Raw genomic sequence first — 18,325 nt, forward strand, 5'->3', positions numbered from 1 at the left:
CAAAATAATGTGGCATCTCCTAAGTTATTTTGTAAACACTCCCCTTTGATCTGTGAATTCTAGTCATTTAATTATTGAACACTACGTTGTTATCAAAAAATACTAAGTTTTTATCCATGAACATTACGTTGGTATCAATGAATACTGTGTTTTTATCGACGAACATTAATTTTTTTATCTATAAACACTACGTTTTTCCGCTCAATCACTACGAAAAGCTCTTTAATCACAACGAAATCCCCGCAAATCACTACTTTTTCCATCGGTTGGATAAAACTCACAATCAAAAATTAAAATTTTCAGAAAAATAATTGACTTTTTCCTATTTACACGTTATCTTTGTTTTAAAATATATAACACATTTATTGTGTTACGGTAATATAACGTTATATAAATAAAATTTTATGTAATGCAGGGGGCGGAATCTTGATTTTACATGAAATCGAAACGAAGAGCCGAGAGTTTATTGAGGAAATTCAGTTGCAAAGGCTTAAGTCAGTAGTGGAAAAAGTAGCTCAGAGAGTACCGTTCTACCAGAGGAAATTCGAAAAAGCTAATTTTTCTCCTGAAATGCTGAACAGTCTGAAAGATTTGGAAGCGCTTCCTTTTACCGAGAAACAGGATTTGCGTGACCACTATCCATTTGGATTGTTTGCTGTTTCCCAGAGTGAACTTGTGAGGGTGCATGCTTCATCTGGTACAAGCGGAAAGCCGACAGTTGTAGGCTATACCCAGAATGATCTTGATATGTGGGGAGAAATTGTCGCGAGGGCAATCGCTCTGGCTGGCGGTGAACCAGGGAAGTTCCTCCATAATGCCTATGGATACGGCCTATTTACCGGCGGGCTCGGGCTTCATTACGGAAGTGAAAAGCTGGGAATGGTGACAGTTCCGGTATCTGGTGGGAATACCCAGAGACAAATCATGCTGATTGAAGACTTTAAACCGGAAGTCATATGCGGAACTCCTTCATACATTCTGAACATCGCTGAGACGATGGAGGAAATGGGCAAGGACCCTCGTAACACATCACTGAAATATGGAATATTCGGTGCGGAACCCTGGTCAGAAGAAATGAGAAAAACGCTAGAAGAAAAGCTGGGAATCAAAGCATGTGATATTTACGGGCTTAGTGAAGTGATTGGGCCTGGTGTCGCGAATGAGTGTCATGAAGCACAGGCAGGGCTCCATGTCGCAGAAGATCATTTTTACGTAGAAGTCATCGACCCCCAAACATTAAAACCAGTACCTGATGGGGAAGAAGGAGAACTGGTCTTCACAAGCCTGACGAAGGAAGCATTTCCGGTGATCCGTTACCGGACAGGAGATATCGCGTCGCTGACGAGGGAGAAATGCAGCTGTGGCAGGACAACGGTGAGAATGTCGCGAGTAAAGGGCAGGATCGACGACATGCTGATCATCAATGGTGTCAATGTCTTCCCTTCACAAATCGAACATTGCATGTTGACAGTCCCGGAACTGGCTCCTCATTACCAGATTCAAATTTTACAGAAGCGGACATTAAAGGTTCTGGAACTGCATGTTGAGATGAATGAGGAATACTTTACCCTGATTGGTGAGGATCCGATTTCCGATATGGTTTATCAGCTCGAGCAAAGGATTCAATCGCTGCTTAAAAGCCAGTGCCTGATTTCGATGGAGGTGCGTGTCCACCGTCCAAAAACTATCCCTCGTTCTGAAGGGAAAGCAGTACGGATCATCGATAAAACAAAGGAAGCAATTGGAACGGAATCATAAGGAGGCAAAACAGCATGGAAAATACAATTTCCTTCGACCAGTTGACGGATGAGGAAAAATATCAGCATTTTATGAAGCGGATCGAAGCTGGAGAAAAAATCGAGGCGGATGACTGGATGCCGGAAGACTACCGGATGACGCTGATTAAGCTGATTTCAATGCATGGCATCAGTGAAATTATGGGGGCACTTCCTGAAAAGGAATGGGTACCTAAAGCTCCTTCATTAAAAAGAAAGCTTGGAATCATGGCAAAGGTCCAGGATGAAATGGGCCACGGGCAGCTGCTATTAAGAGTGGCAGAGGATTTGATGAAGCCTCTAGGAAAATCAAGGGAAAACATCATCGAAGATTTGCTGTCCGGTGACCTCAAGTTCCACAACGTGTTTCATATGGAAGCGAAGACCTGGGGGGACGCCGGATTGATCGGATGGCTTGTGGACGGAGCGGCAATCATCACCCAGACGAATATGCTTGATGCTTCTTATGGTCCATATGCAAGAGCATTGAAACGCATATGTGCAGAGGAAGTTTTCCACGCCCAGCATGGAGAGGCGATCATCATGGCGCTCGCTGAAGGAACAGATGAGCAAAAAGCGATGATCCAGGATTCGATTGACCGATGGTGGGAAGCGCTGTTAATGTTCTTTGGACCCGGGGATGCATCGACAACAGGAGCTTCAAAACAGGATACGACGATTAAATACAGGATCAGAACCAAAACAAATGAAGACCTGCGCCAGGATTTTTTCACAAAGTATATCCCGAGGGTCCTTTCGCTTGGCCTGAAGCTTCCAGATGAAACCATGCATTTTGACCAGGAGTCGGGCATGTGGCAATACAAGCAGCCGGATTGGAGCAAGTTCAAGCAAATCATCAAGAACAATGGGCCAAAATCTAAGGAGCGTCTTAGATTAAGGGAGATTTCCTACAGCAACAATAAATGGGTAATCGATGCGTTAAGCGCTCAAGCATAAAACAGATGGGGCAGATCCAACTGCCCTCTGACTTCAAGGGAAAGGGGATGAATTCATGTCTGGGAAAGGATTTTACCAGGAGTTTGAGGTATTCAGCAAGCGGACGGATACATCGCCGATGCAATATCAATTCTCATTGCTCGCTCCGAACCATGAGCTGGCGCTCGTGATGGCACAGGAAAACTTTATGCGCCGCGAACCAGTTGCCGATATTTGGGTGGTTAAACGGGATGATGTAAGGAAGATGTCGCTCGAAGAACGGCAAACATTGCAAAGGCTTGATAATAAGGACTACCGCAATACGAAAGGCTATGGCTATTTGAAAAAGAAATGGCGCCATTATGAGCAGGAGATGCTTGATGAAAAAGAAATTCTGTCGTGGGGAGGGAAACAGGGGACATGAAATATGCACTTGAAGATGCACTGGAAAATAAAGCTTACTGCGATGCTGTTCATAAACTCCTGTTCCAGCTGGCCGATGACGATTTCATCATTGCCTATCGTGGCTCGGAGTGGCTGGGCCTCGCACCACATATTGAGGAGGATGTCGCGTTTTCATCCATCAGCCAGGATACGATGGGGCACGCCGCGATGTTCTATCAGCTTCTAAGTGATTTGGGAGCGGGTGACCCTGACAGGCTTGCGCATGCAAGGCCGGCAGCTGAACGAAAGAATGCTGTCCTGTTGGAAAAGGTGAATGGTCCTGGAACCTATCTGACGGAACCTCACTATGACTGGGCATTTGCGGTCGTCAGGAACTTTTTTTACGCACAGGCCAAGAAAGTGAAGATTGAATCATTGAAGAATTCTTCGTACCAGCCACTGGCCGAGGCAGCTGTCAAAATCAATATGGAGCTGTACTATCATTTATTGCACTGGAAGACCTGGTTTTCGCAGCTTATCAGTGCAGGTGGGGAAGCAAGATTAAGAATGGAAGCTGCAATTGAAGCGGTGTTTGAAGAGCTTGATGGCTTGTTTTCGTTCGGAGCCAAAGGTGAAGAGTTTGAGGAACATAGCTTAATAGATTCTGAGGCAGCACTTAAGACTAAGTGGGTCCAAATGATGACGCCAATGTTCGATTCACTGAACCTTGGCATTCCGGAGAAATTCGGGATGAAGAGCGGAAATGGGCGAAATGGCGAACATACAGCAGATTTAGAGACAGCTCTTGATACATTGGGTGAGGTTTATAACTTTGATCCGGCAGCAAGCTGGTGATGAAAGATGCTGAGAGATAAAGTTTACGATGCACTGCAAACTGTTAGGGATCCTGAAATCGATAGTGTTTCGATTCTCGAGCTTGGTATGGTAGAAGAGCTTCAAGTCCTGCCGTACGGTGTCTTGATCAAGCTTTTGCCGACATTCATGGGGTGTCCGGCGCTTGATATCATTAAAAACAATGTTGTCAAAGCAGTTTCCGCGATTGAGGGAGTCGAAAAGGTAGAGGTGGAATTCATTTTCCATCCGCCCTGGACCTCTGATCGGGTTAGTGAAGCTGGCAGGGAAAAGCTCAAGGAATTCGGCATCGCTCCGCCGCCGAGGCATATTGCTGAGACAGGCGAGTGGCAGGCGGACTGCCCATATTGCGGGTCGACTTATACAACAATGGATAACCTTTTTGGTCCGACAGCATGCCGCAGTATACTCTACTGCAAGTCTTGTAAAAACCCATTTGAGGCAATGAAACCGGTATCAACATTGATGTGACTTAAAATGTCAGATCAATTGATTAATAGCTTCAAGTATCTGCGCATAAATTCACTTTGGTATTAAAACATTTATTTTACAAAAGGAGAGATTATTAATGGTAAAACTAATCGCGATTTATAAGCATCCACAGGACAAAGAGGCATTCGACAAGCATTATTTCGAAACGCATGCACCAATGACTGCTAAAATTCCTGGCCTCCGCAAAATGGACGTAACCCGCATCGTCGGCAGCCCAATGGGTGGGGAAGGCAAATATTATTTGATGTGCGAAATGTATTATGACGATCATGAAGCGCTGAAGGCTGGCATGAAATCAGCGGAAGGAAAGGCGTCCGGCAAGGATGTCATGAGCTTTGCAGGTGATCTGGTCACGATGATGATCGGTGAAGAAGTGAATGAATAAAAACTATGAACTGATTGAAACGTCTGTCAAAGGGGAAGTTGGCCTGATTGTGCTTAACCGCCCAAAAGTTCTTAATGCCCTGAACAGGCAAATGGTTTCAGAGGTTCTTTCCGCGATGGAAGCTTACGATAATGAACCAAAAGTTAAAGTCATCGTCCTCGCAGGAAAAGGAAGGGCGTTTGCAGCTGGTGCGGATATCGAAGAAATGGTGGATGCCGATGCCATCAGCATGGAAACATTAAACCAGTTCACCGACTGGGATCGATTAGCCTGGATTAAGAAGCCGGTCATCGGTGCTGTCCACGGATTCGCGCTTGGCGGTGCGTTTGAACTGGCACTCTGCTGCGATATGCTGTTTGCTGCTGAGAATGCAGAGTTCGGATTCCCTGAAGTCAACCTGGGTGTCATGCCTGGTGCCGGGGGAACACAGCGCCTGACCAAGCTAGTCGGCAAAACGAAAGCAATGGAATGGATTCTCAGCGGCAAGCGGATAACTGCAAAAGAAGCTCTTCATTTCGGAATCATCAATTCGACCTTTGCAGAGGAAGTATTGATGGAGGAAACGCTGAAATTTGCGGATACAATCGCAAATCAGGCACCAATCGCCGTCAGGCTGATCAAGGAATCAGTACTGAAGGCAGTGGACTATTCTCTGTACGAAGGCATGCAATATGAGCGCAAGAATTTCTATATGCTTTTTGCCACTGAAGACCAGAAGGAAGGCATGAAGGCTTTCAAGGAAAAGCGGAAGCCGGAATTCAAGGGAAGATAAGGGGGTACATAGCTGTGTTCGAAACCGTTTTGTATGAAGTGCGGAACAAGGTAGCCTACATCACCCTGAACCGTCCTGATAAATTGAATGCCTTCACAGAGCAGCTGAACAGGGAGATCCAGTCGGCAATCAGGACTGCATCAAGGGACAAAGAAGTCCGTGCCCTGGTCATCACTGGTGCAGGCAGGGCATTCTGTTCGGGGGAGGATTTGGCTGGCGTGTCTGATGACATGGATCACGGGGAAGTGCTTCGAAAAAGATATAACCCAATGCTTCTTGAATTGGACCGCTGTGAAAAACCGGTGATTGCCGCTGTCAATGGTGTAGCGGCCGGTGCCGGCATGAGCCTTGCACTTGCCTGCGATTTCCGGATCGCTTCGGAAAAAGCCAGTTTTGTAGAAGCATTTATCCATGTTGGCCTCGTGCCTGATGCAGGAAACCTTTATTACCTGCCTCGTCTGATCGGTCATGCAAAAGCAATGGAACTGGCTGTTTTTGGTGAGAAGGTTCCTGCTGAAAAGGCAAAGGATCTAGGACTGATAACAGAAGTCTACTCATTGGATAACTGGAATGAAAATGTCGCGGCATTCGCAGAAAGGCTTGCCGGTATGCCAACGAAGGCAATCGGCCTGATCAAAAGAAATCTGAAAGCCAGCTGGCATTCAAGCTTTGAAGAGTATCTTGAACGAGATGCCCAGAGCCAGCGGATTGCCGGACAGACAGCTGACCATAAGGAAGGCGTCCAGGCGTTCATGGAAAAAAGAAAACCTGTTTTCAAAGGTGAATAAACGATCAATCCACTAAAAGGAGATGTTACGCGTGACGACAGTAAAAGAACAAAAATTCGAACCAATGGCGGTAAAACGAGAGACATATCAGCTGATTATCAATGGAGGTCGCCAGGACAGCGCGAATGGCGAAACATATAAGGTATATAATCCTGCTACTGGCGAAGAAATCGCCACCGTTGCCAAAGCTTCTAAAGAGGATGCGGAGCTTGCTGTCCAGGCAGCACGAAACGCATTCGATTTCGGGAAATGGCGCCATTTCCCTGTCAACAAACGTTCACGGACTCTTAATAAAATCGCATCCATTATGCGCTCCCGTTTTAATGAATTAGTAGAATTGGAGATTCTTGATACTGGTAAATCTCTTGCTGCCGCACAGGGACAGGTGATGCAGGCTATTGAAGATTTCGAGTTTTACGCAGGTGCGATCGTCAGCCACCGCGGTGCTGTCAACAGCATGCCTGGTGCATTCCAGAATATCACTGAAAAAGAGCCGGTTGGTGTATGTGCCCAGATCATTCCTTGGAATTATCCTTTGATGATGGCGGCATGGAAGGTTGCTCCGGCTATTGCTGTCGGCTGCTCCGTGATCATTAAACCAGCTTCCCTGACACCTTTGACCGCCATCGTCCTTGGTGAAATCTGCATCGAAGCTGGTGTTCCGGAAGGAGTAGTGAACGTCATCCCAGGTTCCGGCTCTGTCGTCGGAAACTATCTCGTCGAACACGATAAAGTCGACAAAGTTGCATTCACGGGCTCAACGCCTATCGGCAAGGATATCATGGCAAGAGCTTCCCAGACTCTTAAGCGCGTAACACTTGAGCTAGGCGGAAAATCACCAAGCATTGTTTTTAACGATGCTGACATTGATGCTGCAGTAGATGGATCCCTGTTTGGAATCTTCTATAATACTGGCCAATCATGTGAAGCCCGTTCACGCTTATACGTCCATGAAGATGTATACGATGAATTCATCGAGAAATTCGTGGCAAAAACAAAGCAGCTAAAGCTTGGTAATCCTTTCGATAAAGAAACACATGTCGGAGCTGTCATCAGTGAAGACCAGTTGAATGTAATCGATGGATATGTGAAATCAGCTATTGAAGACGGTGCTGAAGTTTTGACTGGAGGAAAGGCTGCCAATCTGGAAGGCTTTGAAAATGGCTATTGGTATGAGCCTACCATCATTGCTGAAACAAACCACAGCATGAAAGCTGTTAAAGAAGAAATCTTCGGACCGGTTGTAGTCGTCATGAAGTTCAAGGACGAAAAAGAAGCAGTCAAACTGGCCAACGACAGTGAATATGGCCTTGGTTCTGCAATCTGGACAAAGGATTACGGCAGAGCGACCAGGATTTCCAAGCAGATCCAGGCAGGAATCGTGATGGTCAACTGCCCATTCTCAGCATTCCCAGGCACGCCATTCGGAGGCTACAAGCAATCTGGTTTCGGCCGCGAACTTTGCATTGAAACACTTGATTTATATACAGAAACAAAGAGTATCGTCTCTTACTACGGCAGCCGCCCGCTAAACCCGTTTAACGTATAAAAAATGAGGCGAGCACTCCTCGATTCGGGTGCTCGCCTTTCAGTTTTTTATAAAGGCTCTTTTTTCAAACTTTGTTGCTATTGCTTGCAAAATAAGGTTGAAATGACCAAACTTTCTTCAGAAATTAAAGCTGATTATGAGAAAAGAGCTTGCAGACTTGGTACCGACATATAAATTAGCAATGGTCGCGTTAAAATAGGCTTTAGGATTTTAACAACTTTCTAACGAAAACAGCCTTTATTAAGGAGGATATATAATGAGAAAACTCGTCATAATCGGTTCAGGTGTAATGGGCCGAGGCATAGCCTACGTCAGCTGCCTGGGCGGATTTGAAACAGTATTGATCGATGTTGATGAAAAACAACTGTACAAGGCTGAACAGGAAATCAACAGCATCTTTGAAAAGGGGATTTCCCGCGGTAAAATCAGCTCAGACGATGCAGAATCTGCAAAATCCAGATTATCTTATTCCAACTTTCTCGCTGAGAACGTGAAGGATGCAGATCTAATAATCGAAGCTGTCCCGGAAAAAATCGATATCAAAAAGACGATTTTTGAAGTAATTGACCAGCATGCACCGTCAGACTGCCTGTTTGCATCCAACACATCGACAATGAGCCCTACGGAAATCGCCTCTTTTACGAAGCGTCCTGAGAAGGTCATTGCGATGCATTTCTTTAACCCGGTCCATAAAATGCCACTAGTTGAAATCATCCGCGGTCTGGAAACGAGCGATGAGACAGCAGAGGCAATCCAGCAGGCCGCCATCCAAATGGGCAAGGAAACGGTTATTGTCAATGAATTCCCCGGTTTCGTGACTAGCCGAATCAGCGCGCTCGTCGGGAACGAAGCATTTTATATGCTGCAGGAAGGATTGGGCACGCCAGAGGATATCGATAAGGCGATCAAGCTAGGACTGAATTATCCAATGGGACCATTTGAATTGGGCGATCTTGTAGGTCTGGATACACGCCTGAATAATTTAAAATACCTTCATGAGAAACTCGGTGAAAAATACCGTCCAGCACCACTGCTTGAGCAATATGTCAAAGCAGGCCGTCTAGGCAGGAAGACTGGGCGCGGTGTATATGACTACCGAGAATCAGTGACGGCAAAATAGAGGAGGATCAGGATGAGAGAAGTTGTGATTGTAGATGCAGTCAGGACTCCGATTGGAAGATACAACGGCAGTCTCCGTCATATCCGCCCTGATGATTTAGGTGCGATTGTCATCAAGGCATTGGTTGAGCGTAATCCAGCCGTGCCTGCCGCTGGAATCGAAGAAGTTGTATTGGGCAATGCCAACCAGGCTGGTGAGGATAACCGGAATATCGCGAGGATGTCAGGTCTGTTGGCCGGTCTGCCGGTGGAGGTTGCCGGGACAACGATCAACCGTTTATGCGGTTCAGGACTGGATGCGGTCAACTATGCAGCAAGGGCGATCCTGGCCGGAGAAGGCGATATCTTCATTGCCGGGGGAACGGAAAGCATGACCAGGGCCCCGCTTGTGATGGCAAAGCCTGAAAAAGAGTTTCCGCGCGGCAATATGGAGATGTTTGATACAACGATTGGCTGGCGTTTCATCAACAGCAAGCTAAAGGAGATGTACGGAACTGACAGCATGCCGGAGACTGCAGAAAATGTTGCTAAAAAATATAGCATCTCACGTGAAGCCCAGGACGAATTTGCAGCAGAAAGCCAGCTTCGCGCCCAAAAAGCGATGGAGGCAGGGAAGTTTGAAAATGAAATTGTTCCTGTTGTGTATGAAGATAAAAAAGGCAATAAAACGGTAATTGACACAGACGAACATCCGAGACCAGGCACGACAATCGAGAAACTGTCCAAGCTGAAGCCATTGTTCAAGGATGGTACTGTTACAGCGGGGAATGCATCTGGAGTGAATGATGGCGCGTCTGCACTGCTGCTAATGAGCCGTGAGAAGGCGGAAGAGCTGGGGCTGAAGCCGCTGGCCAAATATGTTGTGTCCGCAACTGCAGGCCTTGAGCCTTCGATCATGGGAATGGGGCCGGTCTATGCTGTCCAGAAAGCATTAAAGCGTGCGAAATTGTCTGTTGACGAAATGGATCTGATCGAACTGAACGAAGCATTCGCTGCCCAATCCCTCGGCTGCATCCAAGAGCTGGGGTTGGACCAGTCTAAGGTCAATGTCAACGGCGGAGCAATTGCGTTTGGCCATCCGCTTGGGGCAAGCGGTGCCCGAATTTTAACGACCCTTTTATATGAAATGAAAAAACGGGATTCCAAGTACGGACTTGCGACGATGTGTGTTGGCGTTGGCCAGGGAATCGCGACAATTATCGAGAATATAGGAGAGAAATAAATGAACAACATCAAATTCCAGAAAGAAAAGCACATCGCATATGTCACGATCGACCGCCCGGATTCATTGAATTGCTTCAATTATGAAACGTTGGTGGAGCTTGGGGACCTGATTGACAGACTCCATACGGATTCGGATGTAAGAGTGGTCATTTTTACAGGCGCTGGAGAGAAAGCATTCAGTGCCGGGGCGGATTTAAAGGAAAGAAAGCATCTGACCGAGGAAGAAGTGCGCCGCAATGTGAAAAAAATCCGTGATGTCTTCAGCGCTGTTGCAGAGCTGCCCCAGCCAACGATTGCCGCTGTTAACGGATTTGCATTTGGCGGAGGATTCGAATTGATGCTCGCCTGTGATTTTAAAATTGCCGCAGATAGCGCCTTAATGGGAATGACAGAGGTGAGCTGGGGGATCATTCCAGGTGCAGGCGGTACACAGCGTCTGTCAAGGCTGATTGGAGAGATGAAGGCGAAGGAATTGATTTTAACAGCAAGGAAAATCTCAGCTGAGACCGCTTATGAGCTGGGAATTCTCACTGCCGTTACCTCTAAAGAGGAAGTCATGATTGCCTGCAAGGAATTAGCCGAGGAAATTCTGCAGAACGCACCAATTGCGGTAAGGCAAGCGAAGTATGCGATCCAGCATGGAAGCAGTACTGACCTGCAGACGGGTCTCGCCATCGAATCGAAGGCGTATGAGGTAACAATACCGACAAAAGACCGTGTAGAAGCATTGAACGCATTCAGTGAAAAACGAAAGCCAGTTTTCACTGCGCAATAACCCATAGGGAGAAATCCCTGTGGTTTTTTCACATTTAAGCGCATTATTTTTGCAAAATAGTGATTATACTGTAAAATGTTTTATAACGGTTTTATAACGACTATTAAAAATGAATGAGGATGACAGAAAATTTGAATACACGATCAATGATTTTCACCCTGTATGGAGACTATATTTCCCACTATGGCAGCAAGATTTGGATCGGCAGTTTGATAAGGTTGCTAAATGAATTTGGACACAATGACCAGTCGGTGAGGGCTGCAATTTCCCGCATGAATAAGCAGGGGTGGGTGCAGGCTGAGAAAATCGGGAACAAAAGTTATTACTCGCTGACACCGCGCGGCCAGAAAAGAATCGATGAAGCAGGTAAGCGTATTTTCAAATTGAAGCCAGAAGAATGGGACGGCAAATGGAGAATCCTTATGTATACGATTCCCGAGGAAATCCGCAACGTCCGGGACGAGCTGCGCAAGGAACTGATCTGGAGCGGCTTTGGTTCGATGTCGAACAGCTTCTGGATCTCGGCCAACAATCTTGAAAGACAGGTCAAGGACTTAATTGAGAAATACGAAATAGAACAATATGTTGATTTCTTCGTTGCCGAGTATAAAGGCCCCCATGAAAACCAGCGACTGGTGGAAAAGAGCTGGGACCTTGTTGAAATAAACGCAAAGTACCAGGAATTTATCAGTGAATACAGCCAAAAATACATCATCGATAAAAACAAGATTCAAAAAGGCAGCATGACCGACGCTGAATGCTTCGTTGAACGGACCAAGCTGGTCCATGAATACAGGAAATTCCTCTTCTTTGACCCAGGACTCCCTGAAGAACTTCTGCCGGAAAAATGGCTCGGCAGCCATGCAGCAGCTTTATTCAGTGAATACTATAAAGAACTCGCAGAACCAGCATCCCGCTTCTTTGAATCTGTTTTTAAAGATGGCAATGAAATCAAGCATAAAGACGTTGACTACAATGTTATGGACCACCCGTATATCTTAGAGTAGCATCAAGCCATCCTCGATCCGTCCTGGATGGCTTTCTTTTAGTCTCCGAGTTCGGACAGGTTTAGGGCAAGAAGGAGAAAAGCTGTCCGAAGTAGCTTCATGTTCGGTCAGGTTTAATGGAAGAAGGAGAAAAGCTGTCCGAAGTAGCTTCATGTTCGGACAGGTTTCAGGAGAAAAAGCGAAAAGCTGTCCGAAGTAGCACGGAGTTCGTACAGGTTTAGGGGTAGAAAGAGAAAAGCTGTCCGAAGTTGCCCGTGGTTCGGACAGGTTTAGTGGAAGAAGGAGAAAAGCTGTCCGAAGTAGTCGCGTGTTCGGTCAGGTTTAATGGAAGAAGGAGAAAAGCTGTCCGAAGTAGCTACAGGTTCGGACAGGTTTAGTGGATGAAGGAGAAAAGCTGTCCGAAGTAGCTACAGGTTCGGACAGGTTTAGTGGATGAAGGAGAAAAGCTGTCCGAAGTAGTTTCAGGTTCGGACAGGTTTAGTGGATGAAGGAGAAAAGCTGTCCGAAGTAGCTTCGAGTTCGGACAGGTTTAAAGGAAGAAGGAGAAAAGCTGTCCGAAGTAGTTTCAAGTTCGGACAGGTTTAGTGGATGAAGGAGAAAAGCTGTCCGAAGTATACCTGAGTTCGGACAGGTTTAGGGGAAGAAGGAGAAAAGCTGTCCGAAGTAGCTACAGGTTCGGACAGGGTTAGGGGAAGAAGGAGAAAAGCTGTCCGAAGTAGCTACAGGTTCGGACAGGTTTAGGGGAAGAAGGAGAAAAGCTGTCCGAAGTAGCGCCGAGTTAGGACAGGTTTAGGGGAAGAAGGAGAAAAGCTGTCCGAAGCAGCTACAGGTTCGGACAGGTTTCAGGAGAAAAAGCGAAAAGCTGTCCGAAGTAGCCCGGAGTTCGGACAGCTTTAGGGGTAGAAAGAGAAAAGCTGTCCGAAGTAGCCCGTGGTTCGGACAGGTTTAGAGGAAGACGAAGAAAAGCTGTCCAAAGTAGCTTCAGGTTCGGACAGGTTTAAGGGAAGAAGGAGAAAAGCTGTCCGAAGTAGCGCGGAGTTCGGACAGGTTTCAGGAGGAAAAGCAAAAAGCTGTCCGAAGTAGCTTCAGGTTCGTACAAAGCTTCAACAAACCCAGCAGGAGAATGCCCGAAGCAACTATCGATTTCCACTAGAAGAAAACGTAACTGGTTTTCTACAAATAGAATCTAGGAGAATGAACATGAAAATAAGAGACAGAGGCTTTGTAATTGGCAGGATGTCCCCTGCAGCCAACAATTGTATAACCGATGTTCCTGGAGTAATGGTGGGCCATGTGACACTGGATGAACCACTGGATGATAAAGGTGAGGAGTATGCCTGTACCGGTGTGACGGCGATTCTGCCGCACGGCGGAAATTTGTTCAGAGAGAAAGTTACGGCTGCCAGCTATGTCCTTAACGGTTTTGGCAAAACGACGGGGCTTGTCCAGCTAAATGAACTTGGAACAATCGAGTCGCCCGTAATGCTGACGAATACGTTTGCGGTACCGGCAGTCACTCAGGGTACTCTGGAATACATGCTTGCTGAAAATGAAGAGATTGGCGAGACGACCGGTACGATTAATATTGTGGTGGGTGAATGTAATGACAGCTATTTAAACTCGATCCGCCTTTTTCCGGTAAAATCTCACCATGCAATACAAGCAATAAAGAAGGCTTCACCGACTCCTGCCGCAGAAGGTGCCGTTGGAGCGGGGAAAGGGATGGTTTGCTTCGGTCATAAAGGCGGAATAGGAACGGCGTCAAGGGTGATTGATCATACCGGTGCTTATACGGTTGGCTGCCTGGTGCTAAGTAATTTTGGCAAAAAAGAAGAGTTCATGGCAGGAAAGTATGGTATTGAGGCAATAAAAACAGGATTATCCGAAACAGCAGATGGTTCCATCATCATCATCCTGGCAACCAATGCCCCGTTAAGTGACCGCCAGCTGCTGCGGCTGGCAAAAAGATGCGGAATTGGTCTTGGCCGGACCGGAAGTCATTTTAGCCATGGAAGCGGGGATATTGTCATTGCTTTTTCAACTGCCAACAAAACCACGCATCATTCAGAAGAATTTCTTTGCACAAGCAGCCAGATTAGGGATGACCATCATTTCATGAACGAGCTTTTCACGGCTGCAGCTGAAGCAACCGAGGAAGCCATCCTGAACTCACTCTCGCAGGCTGAATCCACCAAAGGGAGAAAAGGGAGAGTAGTTGAGGCGTATCCTTTTTTGTAGGAAATTTATAAAGAAATATGATAAGTTTAAAAAAACAAAACTTGGAGGAGAGATACATATGCAAGACAAAGAGGCTTTGAAGCAGGAGATTCTCGATGCTTTCAATTTCAGGCATGCCACAAAGCAATTTGATCCAGCCAAAAAGATTCCAGAGGAAGACTTCCGGTTTATCCTCGAGACTGGACAATTATCTCCAAGTTCTTTTGGATTTGAGCCATGGCGATTTCTTGTTGTTCAGAGTGAAGAGTTGCGTGAAAAAGTTAAAAATACCGCTTGGGGAGCGTTTGGCAAGCTTCCGGAGGCAAGCCATTTTGTGATTATCCTTGCGAGGACGAAAGTTGATACAAAATATAACTCAGAATACCTGCAGGATCATTTCAGAAATAAGAAAAAGATGCCTGAGGAATTCATGGCCAATTACCTGAAGCGAATCGAGGAATTCCAAAAGTCTGATTTTAAATTGCTTGATGGTGATCGTCCGCTTTTTGATTGGGCATGCAGGCAAACTTATATTGCCCTGGCCAATATGATGACAGCAGCGGCGCAAATTGGCATTGATTCCTGTCCAATTGAAGGTTTTAATTTTGAAAAAATGAACAAGCTGCTGGAACAAGAAGGGTTGCTTGAAGATGGTCACTTTGGCATTTCGGTTATGTGTGCGTTTGGTTATCGTGTGAATGAGCCAAAGCCGAAAACGAGAAGACCACTGGATGATATCGTTAAGTGGGTTTAATATGAAAACGAAAGCCTGGCCAATGCCAGGCTTTTTCCAATTACTTTGATTCTTTAAGTGTTTCACGGTACTCCTTGCCCTTATGGACATATGTTTCGATGGAAAGCTGAATCAGTTCCAAATCTTTTTCGCCGATTTCCCGAACTACTTTACCAGGTGCACCCACTACCAGAGAGCGTGGCGGAATCTTCTTCCCGGCAGGGATCAAGGTGTTGGCCCCGATGATGCATTCCTCTCCGATTTCCGCTCCATCAAGGATCGTGGATCCCATTCCGATAATACATCTTTTCCTGATGGTACAGCCATGAAGGATTGCATTATGGCCAACAGTCACCTCGTCTTCTATGACAAGTGGCGAGCCTTCATACAGATGGCAGGTTACATTGTCCTGGATACTGCAGCTTTCGCCTATTGTAATCGTATCTTCATCTCCCCGCAAAACGGCATTGAACCAGACGCTCGAATTTTTTCCAATCTTGACGTCTCCGATAATATAGCTTCCCGGTGCCTTGAATACCGTTTCATGAACTGCCGGCTTTTTCTCTAAATAAGATAAAATCACGATAGCCACTCCTTTTCTTAATTGTCTTAATTTTAAAATTAGTATAACATTAATAATACGAAGGGGGAATTTTTGTGAATGGAATCACTTCTGTTCTGGGCATAAAATATCCAATCATCCAGGGTGGAATGGGGAACATCAGCAATGCAATTTTGACAGCGGCCGTTTCAGAGGCTGGAGGATTAGGAACCATTGGAGCCGGTACAATGGCTGCTGAAGAAGTGGAACATATTATTATGGAAACCAATAAAAGGACCAAAAAGCCTTTTGCGGTGAATATTGCTTTAAGTGTTTCACCCAATGTGGTGGATATCCTCAAGCTGGCAGTCAAACAAGGGGTGAAGGTCGTCACTTTATCAGCAGGCAATCCTGCGCCTTTCATTCCCAAGCTGAAAGAAGCTGGAATCAAAGTCATAACCGTTGTTGCATCTGTTAAACAGGCGAAAAAAGCAGAAGCTGCAGGAGCAGATGTTTTAGTGGCAGAAGGATTTGAGGCTGCTGGGATCAACTCGAATCTCGAAACTACAACTTTGGCGCTCATTCCGCAGATTATCGCCCAGGTAAACATTCCTGTTGTAGCAGCTGGCGGTATTGGGGATGGAAAAGGGCTGGCGGCCATGCTGGCACTGGGAGCAAGCGGTGTACAAATGGGGACCCGTTTTATCGCTACTGAGGAAGCTCCATTTCATGAAGTTTATAAACAAAAGCTATTGCAGGCAAACGATCATGAAACAGTTATCGTTGGCAGGTCTGTTGGAAAAATAAGAAGACTGCTGAATACATCTTATGCAGGAAAATTGCTGGAAGCGGAAAAACAGGGAATCACACCCGATGAGTTTGCAGAACTGACGACAGAGGACATACATAAAAAAGGCGCACTGGAAGGAAACGAAGAAACCGGTTTCATGAATGGCGGCCAGGTTTCAGGTTTGATTACTGACATTCCAACCGTACAGGAATTGGTTGAGCGGATGGTAATGGAAGCAAAAGAACGATTGAAGATCGCAGAGGCTTTATTATAATTCTAAGAGGCATGCTTCTAAAAGGAGGCATGCTTTTTCTTATAATAAAGGCTCCGTAAAATCCAATGTAATTTTTACACCTGTTGATTGTAGTGGAAGGCGCGCAGACTCCTGCGGGCCCAGCTAGTCAGATGAGACCTAGGTGAAATGATTCACGTGAGGAATCATTTGCACCCCCCAGGAGTGAAGCGACGAGGAGGCTCAGCGCCAGCCCCAAGGAAGAATTGCTTATGAAAAAGACGGCAGTTGGTCTTTTCTATATTCTTCCAGCGGAAAGCGAAGTGCCTGGAACGAAAATCAACAGTTTAATTTAAGGAGCCTAAAGAAAAATTTAAATTAATCAGAAAAAATAATAAATACGTCTTTACTTTTATGCATAAAAGCGGTAAAGTAACCGAAAGAACTTTATTATACTTGGAGAATATTTAGCTCCTAATCAAGAGGGTGGAAAAAAAGTAAAGCGAAATCTCAACATACTAAATTTTCGGAATATTATTGACACTATAATGGGCTGGTGTTAATATAACGTTATATTTACGGTGTCTATAGTAAATATCATACTTTTTGGAATCGCTTTCAAAAAGTTCCAAGTCAAATTAAAAATGGTGCGTTCCGGCTGTCTAAAAGTATTAAACATACATAAATCAAAGCCGGTTTATAAAAAAATCAAGGGGGATTAACATGAAAAAATCAGTAAAAGCTATTTCTCTTGTACTAGCCAGTGCTTTGCTATTGGCTGGCTGTGGAGGAAAAGAATCATCAAATGGTTCAGCAGAAAAAGATCAATACAAAATCGGTTTGACCCAATTCGCGGAGCATCCATCACTAGATGCGGCGACAGAAGGCTTTAAAAAGGCCCTCGAGGAAAAAGGCTTTAAGGAAGGTGAAAATGTAACATATGACTTCCAGAACGCACAAGCTGACATGAACAATACAGCAACGATTGCCAACAACTTTGTCGGCGACAAGGTTGATCTGATCTTTGCTAACGCAACTCCGAGCGCTGTAGCAGCACTTAATGCAACAAAGGATATACCAATCATTTTTACATCTGTGACAGATCCTGTGGGAGCGGGACTTGTAGAAGCATTCGACAAGCCTGGCGACAATATCACTGGTACGACTGATAACCATCCAGATGCGACGAAAAAAACCATCGACTTCATGACAAATGAAATCGGAGCCAAGAAAATCGGTGTGATCTACAATGCTGGTGAACAGAACTCCGAAGTTCAGCTGAAGGAAGTGAAGAAGCTTGCAGAAGCAAATGGAGCGAAAGTAGTGGAAGCTTCCATTTCAACATCTGCCGAAGTCAAGCAGGCAGCTGAGTCTCTCGTAGGCCGTGTTGATGCGATCTACGTGCCAACGGACAACACTGTCGTATCTGCACTTGAATCAGTAATCTCTGTAGCAAACGGAAAGAAGATCCCATTGTTTGTTGGGGAACTTGATTCAATGAAACGCGGTGCAGTAGCAGCCAGCGGTTTCAACTACTATGACATCGGCTACCAATCAGGTCTAATGGCAGCAAAAATTTTATCAGGCGACAAGAAAGCATCTGAAATCCCTGTAGAACTTCCAGAATCTCTGACACTGACAATCAATAAAAAAGCTGCAGAAGCACAAGGTGTTGAGGTCAAGGAAGAATGGGGAGACAACGCTGAGTTTTACGAAGAATAAGAGGAAGGATG

General features: G+C 45.6%; 18 protein-coding genes. 17 read left to right on the top strand and 1 reads right to left on the bottom strand.

Annotated features, from left to right (window positions below; translation table 11 throughout):
• Positions 1-426: 426 nt before the first annotated feature.
• The 15 genes from QNH36_RS09670 (at position 427) to QNH36_RS09740 (ending at position 15,050) form a co-directional block, all read left to right on the top strand.
• Entirely contained in the window at positions 427-1,758 is a 1,332-nt protein-coding gene (locus QNH36_RS09670; protein WP_251541886.1) for a phenylacetate--CoA ligase family protein, read from the top strand.
• 14 nt (positions 1,759-1,772) lie between these two features.
• A complete protein-coding gene (paaA, locus tag QNH36_RS09675; protein WP_144476040.1) occupies positions 1,773-2,732 on the top strand; it encodes a 1,2-phenylacetyl-CoA epoxidase subunit PaaA in 960 nt (319 codons plus the stop codon).
• A 55-nt stretch (positions 2,733-2,787) separates the two neighbouring features.
• Positions 2,788-3,135 carry a 1,2-phenylacetyl-CoA epoxidase subunit PaaB gene (paaB, locus tag QNH36_RS09680; protein ID WP_144476039.1) on the top strand — a complete coding sequence of 116 codons (348 nt, stop codon included), beginning with the start codon at positions 2,788-2,790 and terminating at the stop codon, positions 3,133-3,135.
• Positions 3,132-3,950 (top strand): 1,2-phenylacetyl-CoA epoxidase subunit PaaC, encoded by an 819-nt coding sequence (gene paaC, locus QNH36_RS09685; RefSeq protein WP_144476038.1) that lies wholly within the window; start codon positions 3,132-3,134, stop codon positions 3,948-3,950. Before paaB ends, paaC begins: the two co-directional genes overlap by 4 nt.
• A gap of 6 nt (positions 3,951-3,956) precedes the next feature.
• On the top strand, positions 3,957-4,439 hold the full coding sequence (gene paaD / locus QNH36_RS09690) for a 1,2-phenylacetyl-CoA epoxidase subunit PaaD (RefSeq protein ID WP_144476037.1): 483 nt from the start codon (positions 3,957-3,959) through the stop codon (positions 4,437-4,439).
• Between the two features lie 97 nt (positions 4,440-4,536).
• Positions 4,537-4,845 (top strand): EthD family reductase, encoded by a 309-nt coding sequence (locus QNH36_RS09695; RefSeq protein ID WP_144476036.1) that lies wholly within the window; start codon positions 4,537-4,539, stop codon positions 4,843-4,845.
• A complete protein-coding gene (locus QNH36_RS09700; RefSeq protein WP_283905095.1) occupies positions 4,838-5,617 on the top strand; it encodes an enoyl-CoA hydratase-related protein in 780 nt (259 codons plus the stop codon). Before QNH36_RS09695 ends, QNH36_RS09700 begins: the two co-directional genes overlap by 8 nt.
• A 14-nt stretch (positions 5,618-5,631) precedes the next feature.
• On the top strand, positions 5,632-6,405 hold the full coding sequence (locus QNH36_RS09705) for an enoyl-CoA hydratase-related protein (protein WP_251541868.1): 774 nt from the start codon (positions 5,632-5,634) through the stop codon (positions 6,403-6,405).
• Positions 6,406-6,436: 31 nt separating this feature from the next.
• The gene (locus tag QNH36_RS09710) at positions 6,437-7,954 is read left to right on the top strand and encodes an aldehyde dehydrogenase family protein (RefSeq protein ID WP_251541866.1); all 1,518 of its coding nucleotides are present in this window, start codon (positions 6,437-6,439) and stop codon (positions 7,952-7,954) included.
• 256 nt (positions 7,955-8,210) lie between these two features.
• Positions 8,211-9,074, top strand: coding sequence for a 3-hydroxyacyl-CoA dehydrogenase (locus QNH36_RS09715; RefSeq protein ID WP_285847972.1), 864 nt, complete (start codon positions 8,211-8,213; stop codon positions 9,072-9,074).
• Positions 9,075-9,086: 12 nt separating this feature from the next.
• Positions 9,087-10,295, top strand: a complete 1,209-nt coding sequence (gene pcaF, locus QNH36_RS09720; RefSeq protein ID WP_144476031.1) for a 3-oxoadipyl-CoA thiolase — start codon at positions 9,087-9,089, stop codon at positions 10,293-10,295.
• Positions 10,296-11,072: an enoyl-CoA hydratase-related protein gene (locus tag QNH36_RS09725; protein WP_144476030.1), complete on the top strand. Its 777-nt coding sequence runs from the start codon at positions 10,296-10,298 to the stop codon at positions 11,070-11,072.
• A 131-nt stretch (positions 11,073-11,203) separates the two neighbouring features.
• Entirely contained in the window at positions 11,204-12,079 is an 876-nt protein-coding gene (gene paaX / locus QNH36_RS09730; protein ID WP_144476029.1) for a phenylacetic acid degradation operon negative regulatory protein PaaX, read from the top strand.
• 1,194 nt (positions 12,080-13,273) lie between these two features.
• On the top strand, positions 13,274-14,317 hold the full coding sequence (locus tag QNH36_RS09735; protein WP_481825305.1) for a DmpA family aminopeptidase: 1,044 nt from the start codon (positions 13,274-13,276) through the stop codon (positions 14,315-14,317).
• A gap of 58 nt (positions 14,318-14,375) precedes the next feature.
• On the top strand, positions 14,376-15,050 hold the full coding sequence (locus QNH36_RS09740; protein ID WP_283905097.1) for an NAD(P)H-dependent oxidoreductase: 675 nt from the start codon (positions 14,376-14,378) through the stop codon (positions 15,048-15,050).
• A 40-nt stretch (positions 15,051-15,090) separates the two neighbouring features.
• Here the strand turns inward: QNH36_RS09740 and QNH36_RS09745 are convergent, their stop codons facing one another.
• Positions 15,091-15,612, bottom strand: coding sequence for a gamma carbonic anhydrase family protein (locus tag QNH36_RS09745; RefSeq protein ID WP_283905098.1), 522 nt, complete (start codon positions 15,610-15,612; stop codon positions 15,091-15,093).
• 74 nt (positions 15,613-15,686) lie between these two features.
• Between QNH36_RS09745 and QNH36_RS09750 the strand changes: the two genes are divergently transcribed.
• Complete coding sequence (locus tag QNH36_RS09750) at positions 15,687-16,634, top strand: NAD(P)H-dependent flavin oxidoreductase (protein ID WP_283905099.1); 948 nt, start codon at positions 15,687-15,689, stop codon at positions 16,632-16,634.
• A 681-nt stretch (positions 16,635-17,315) separates the two neighbouring features.
• On the top strand, positions 17,316-18,314 hold the full coding sequence (locus QNH36_RS09755) for an ABC transporter substrate-binding protein (RefSeq protein WP_144476024.1): 999 nt from the start codon (positions 17,316-17,318) through the stop codon (positions 18,312-18,314).
• The last annotated feature ends 11 nt before the right edge of the window (positions 18,315-18,325 follow it).

It is taken from the genome of Mesobacillus sp. AQ2 (assembly GCF_030122805.1).
Taxonomy (GTDB): Bacteria; Bacillota; Bacilli; order Bacillales; family Cytobacillaceae; genus Mesobacillus; species Mesobacillus oceanisediminis_A.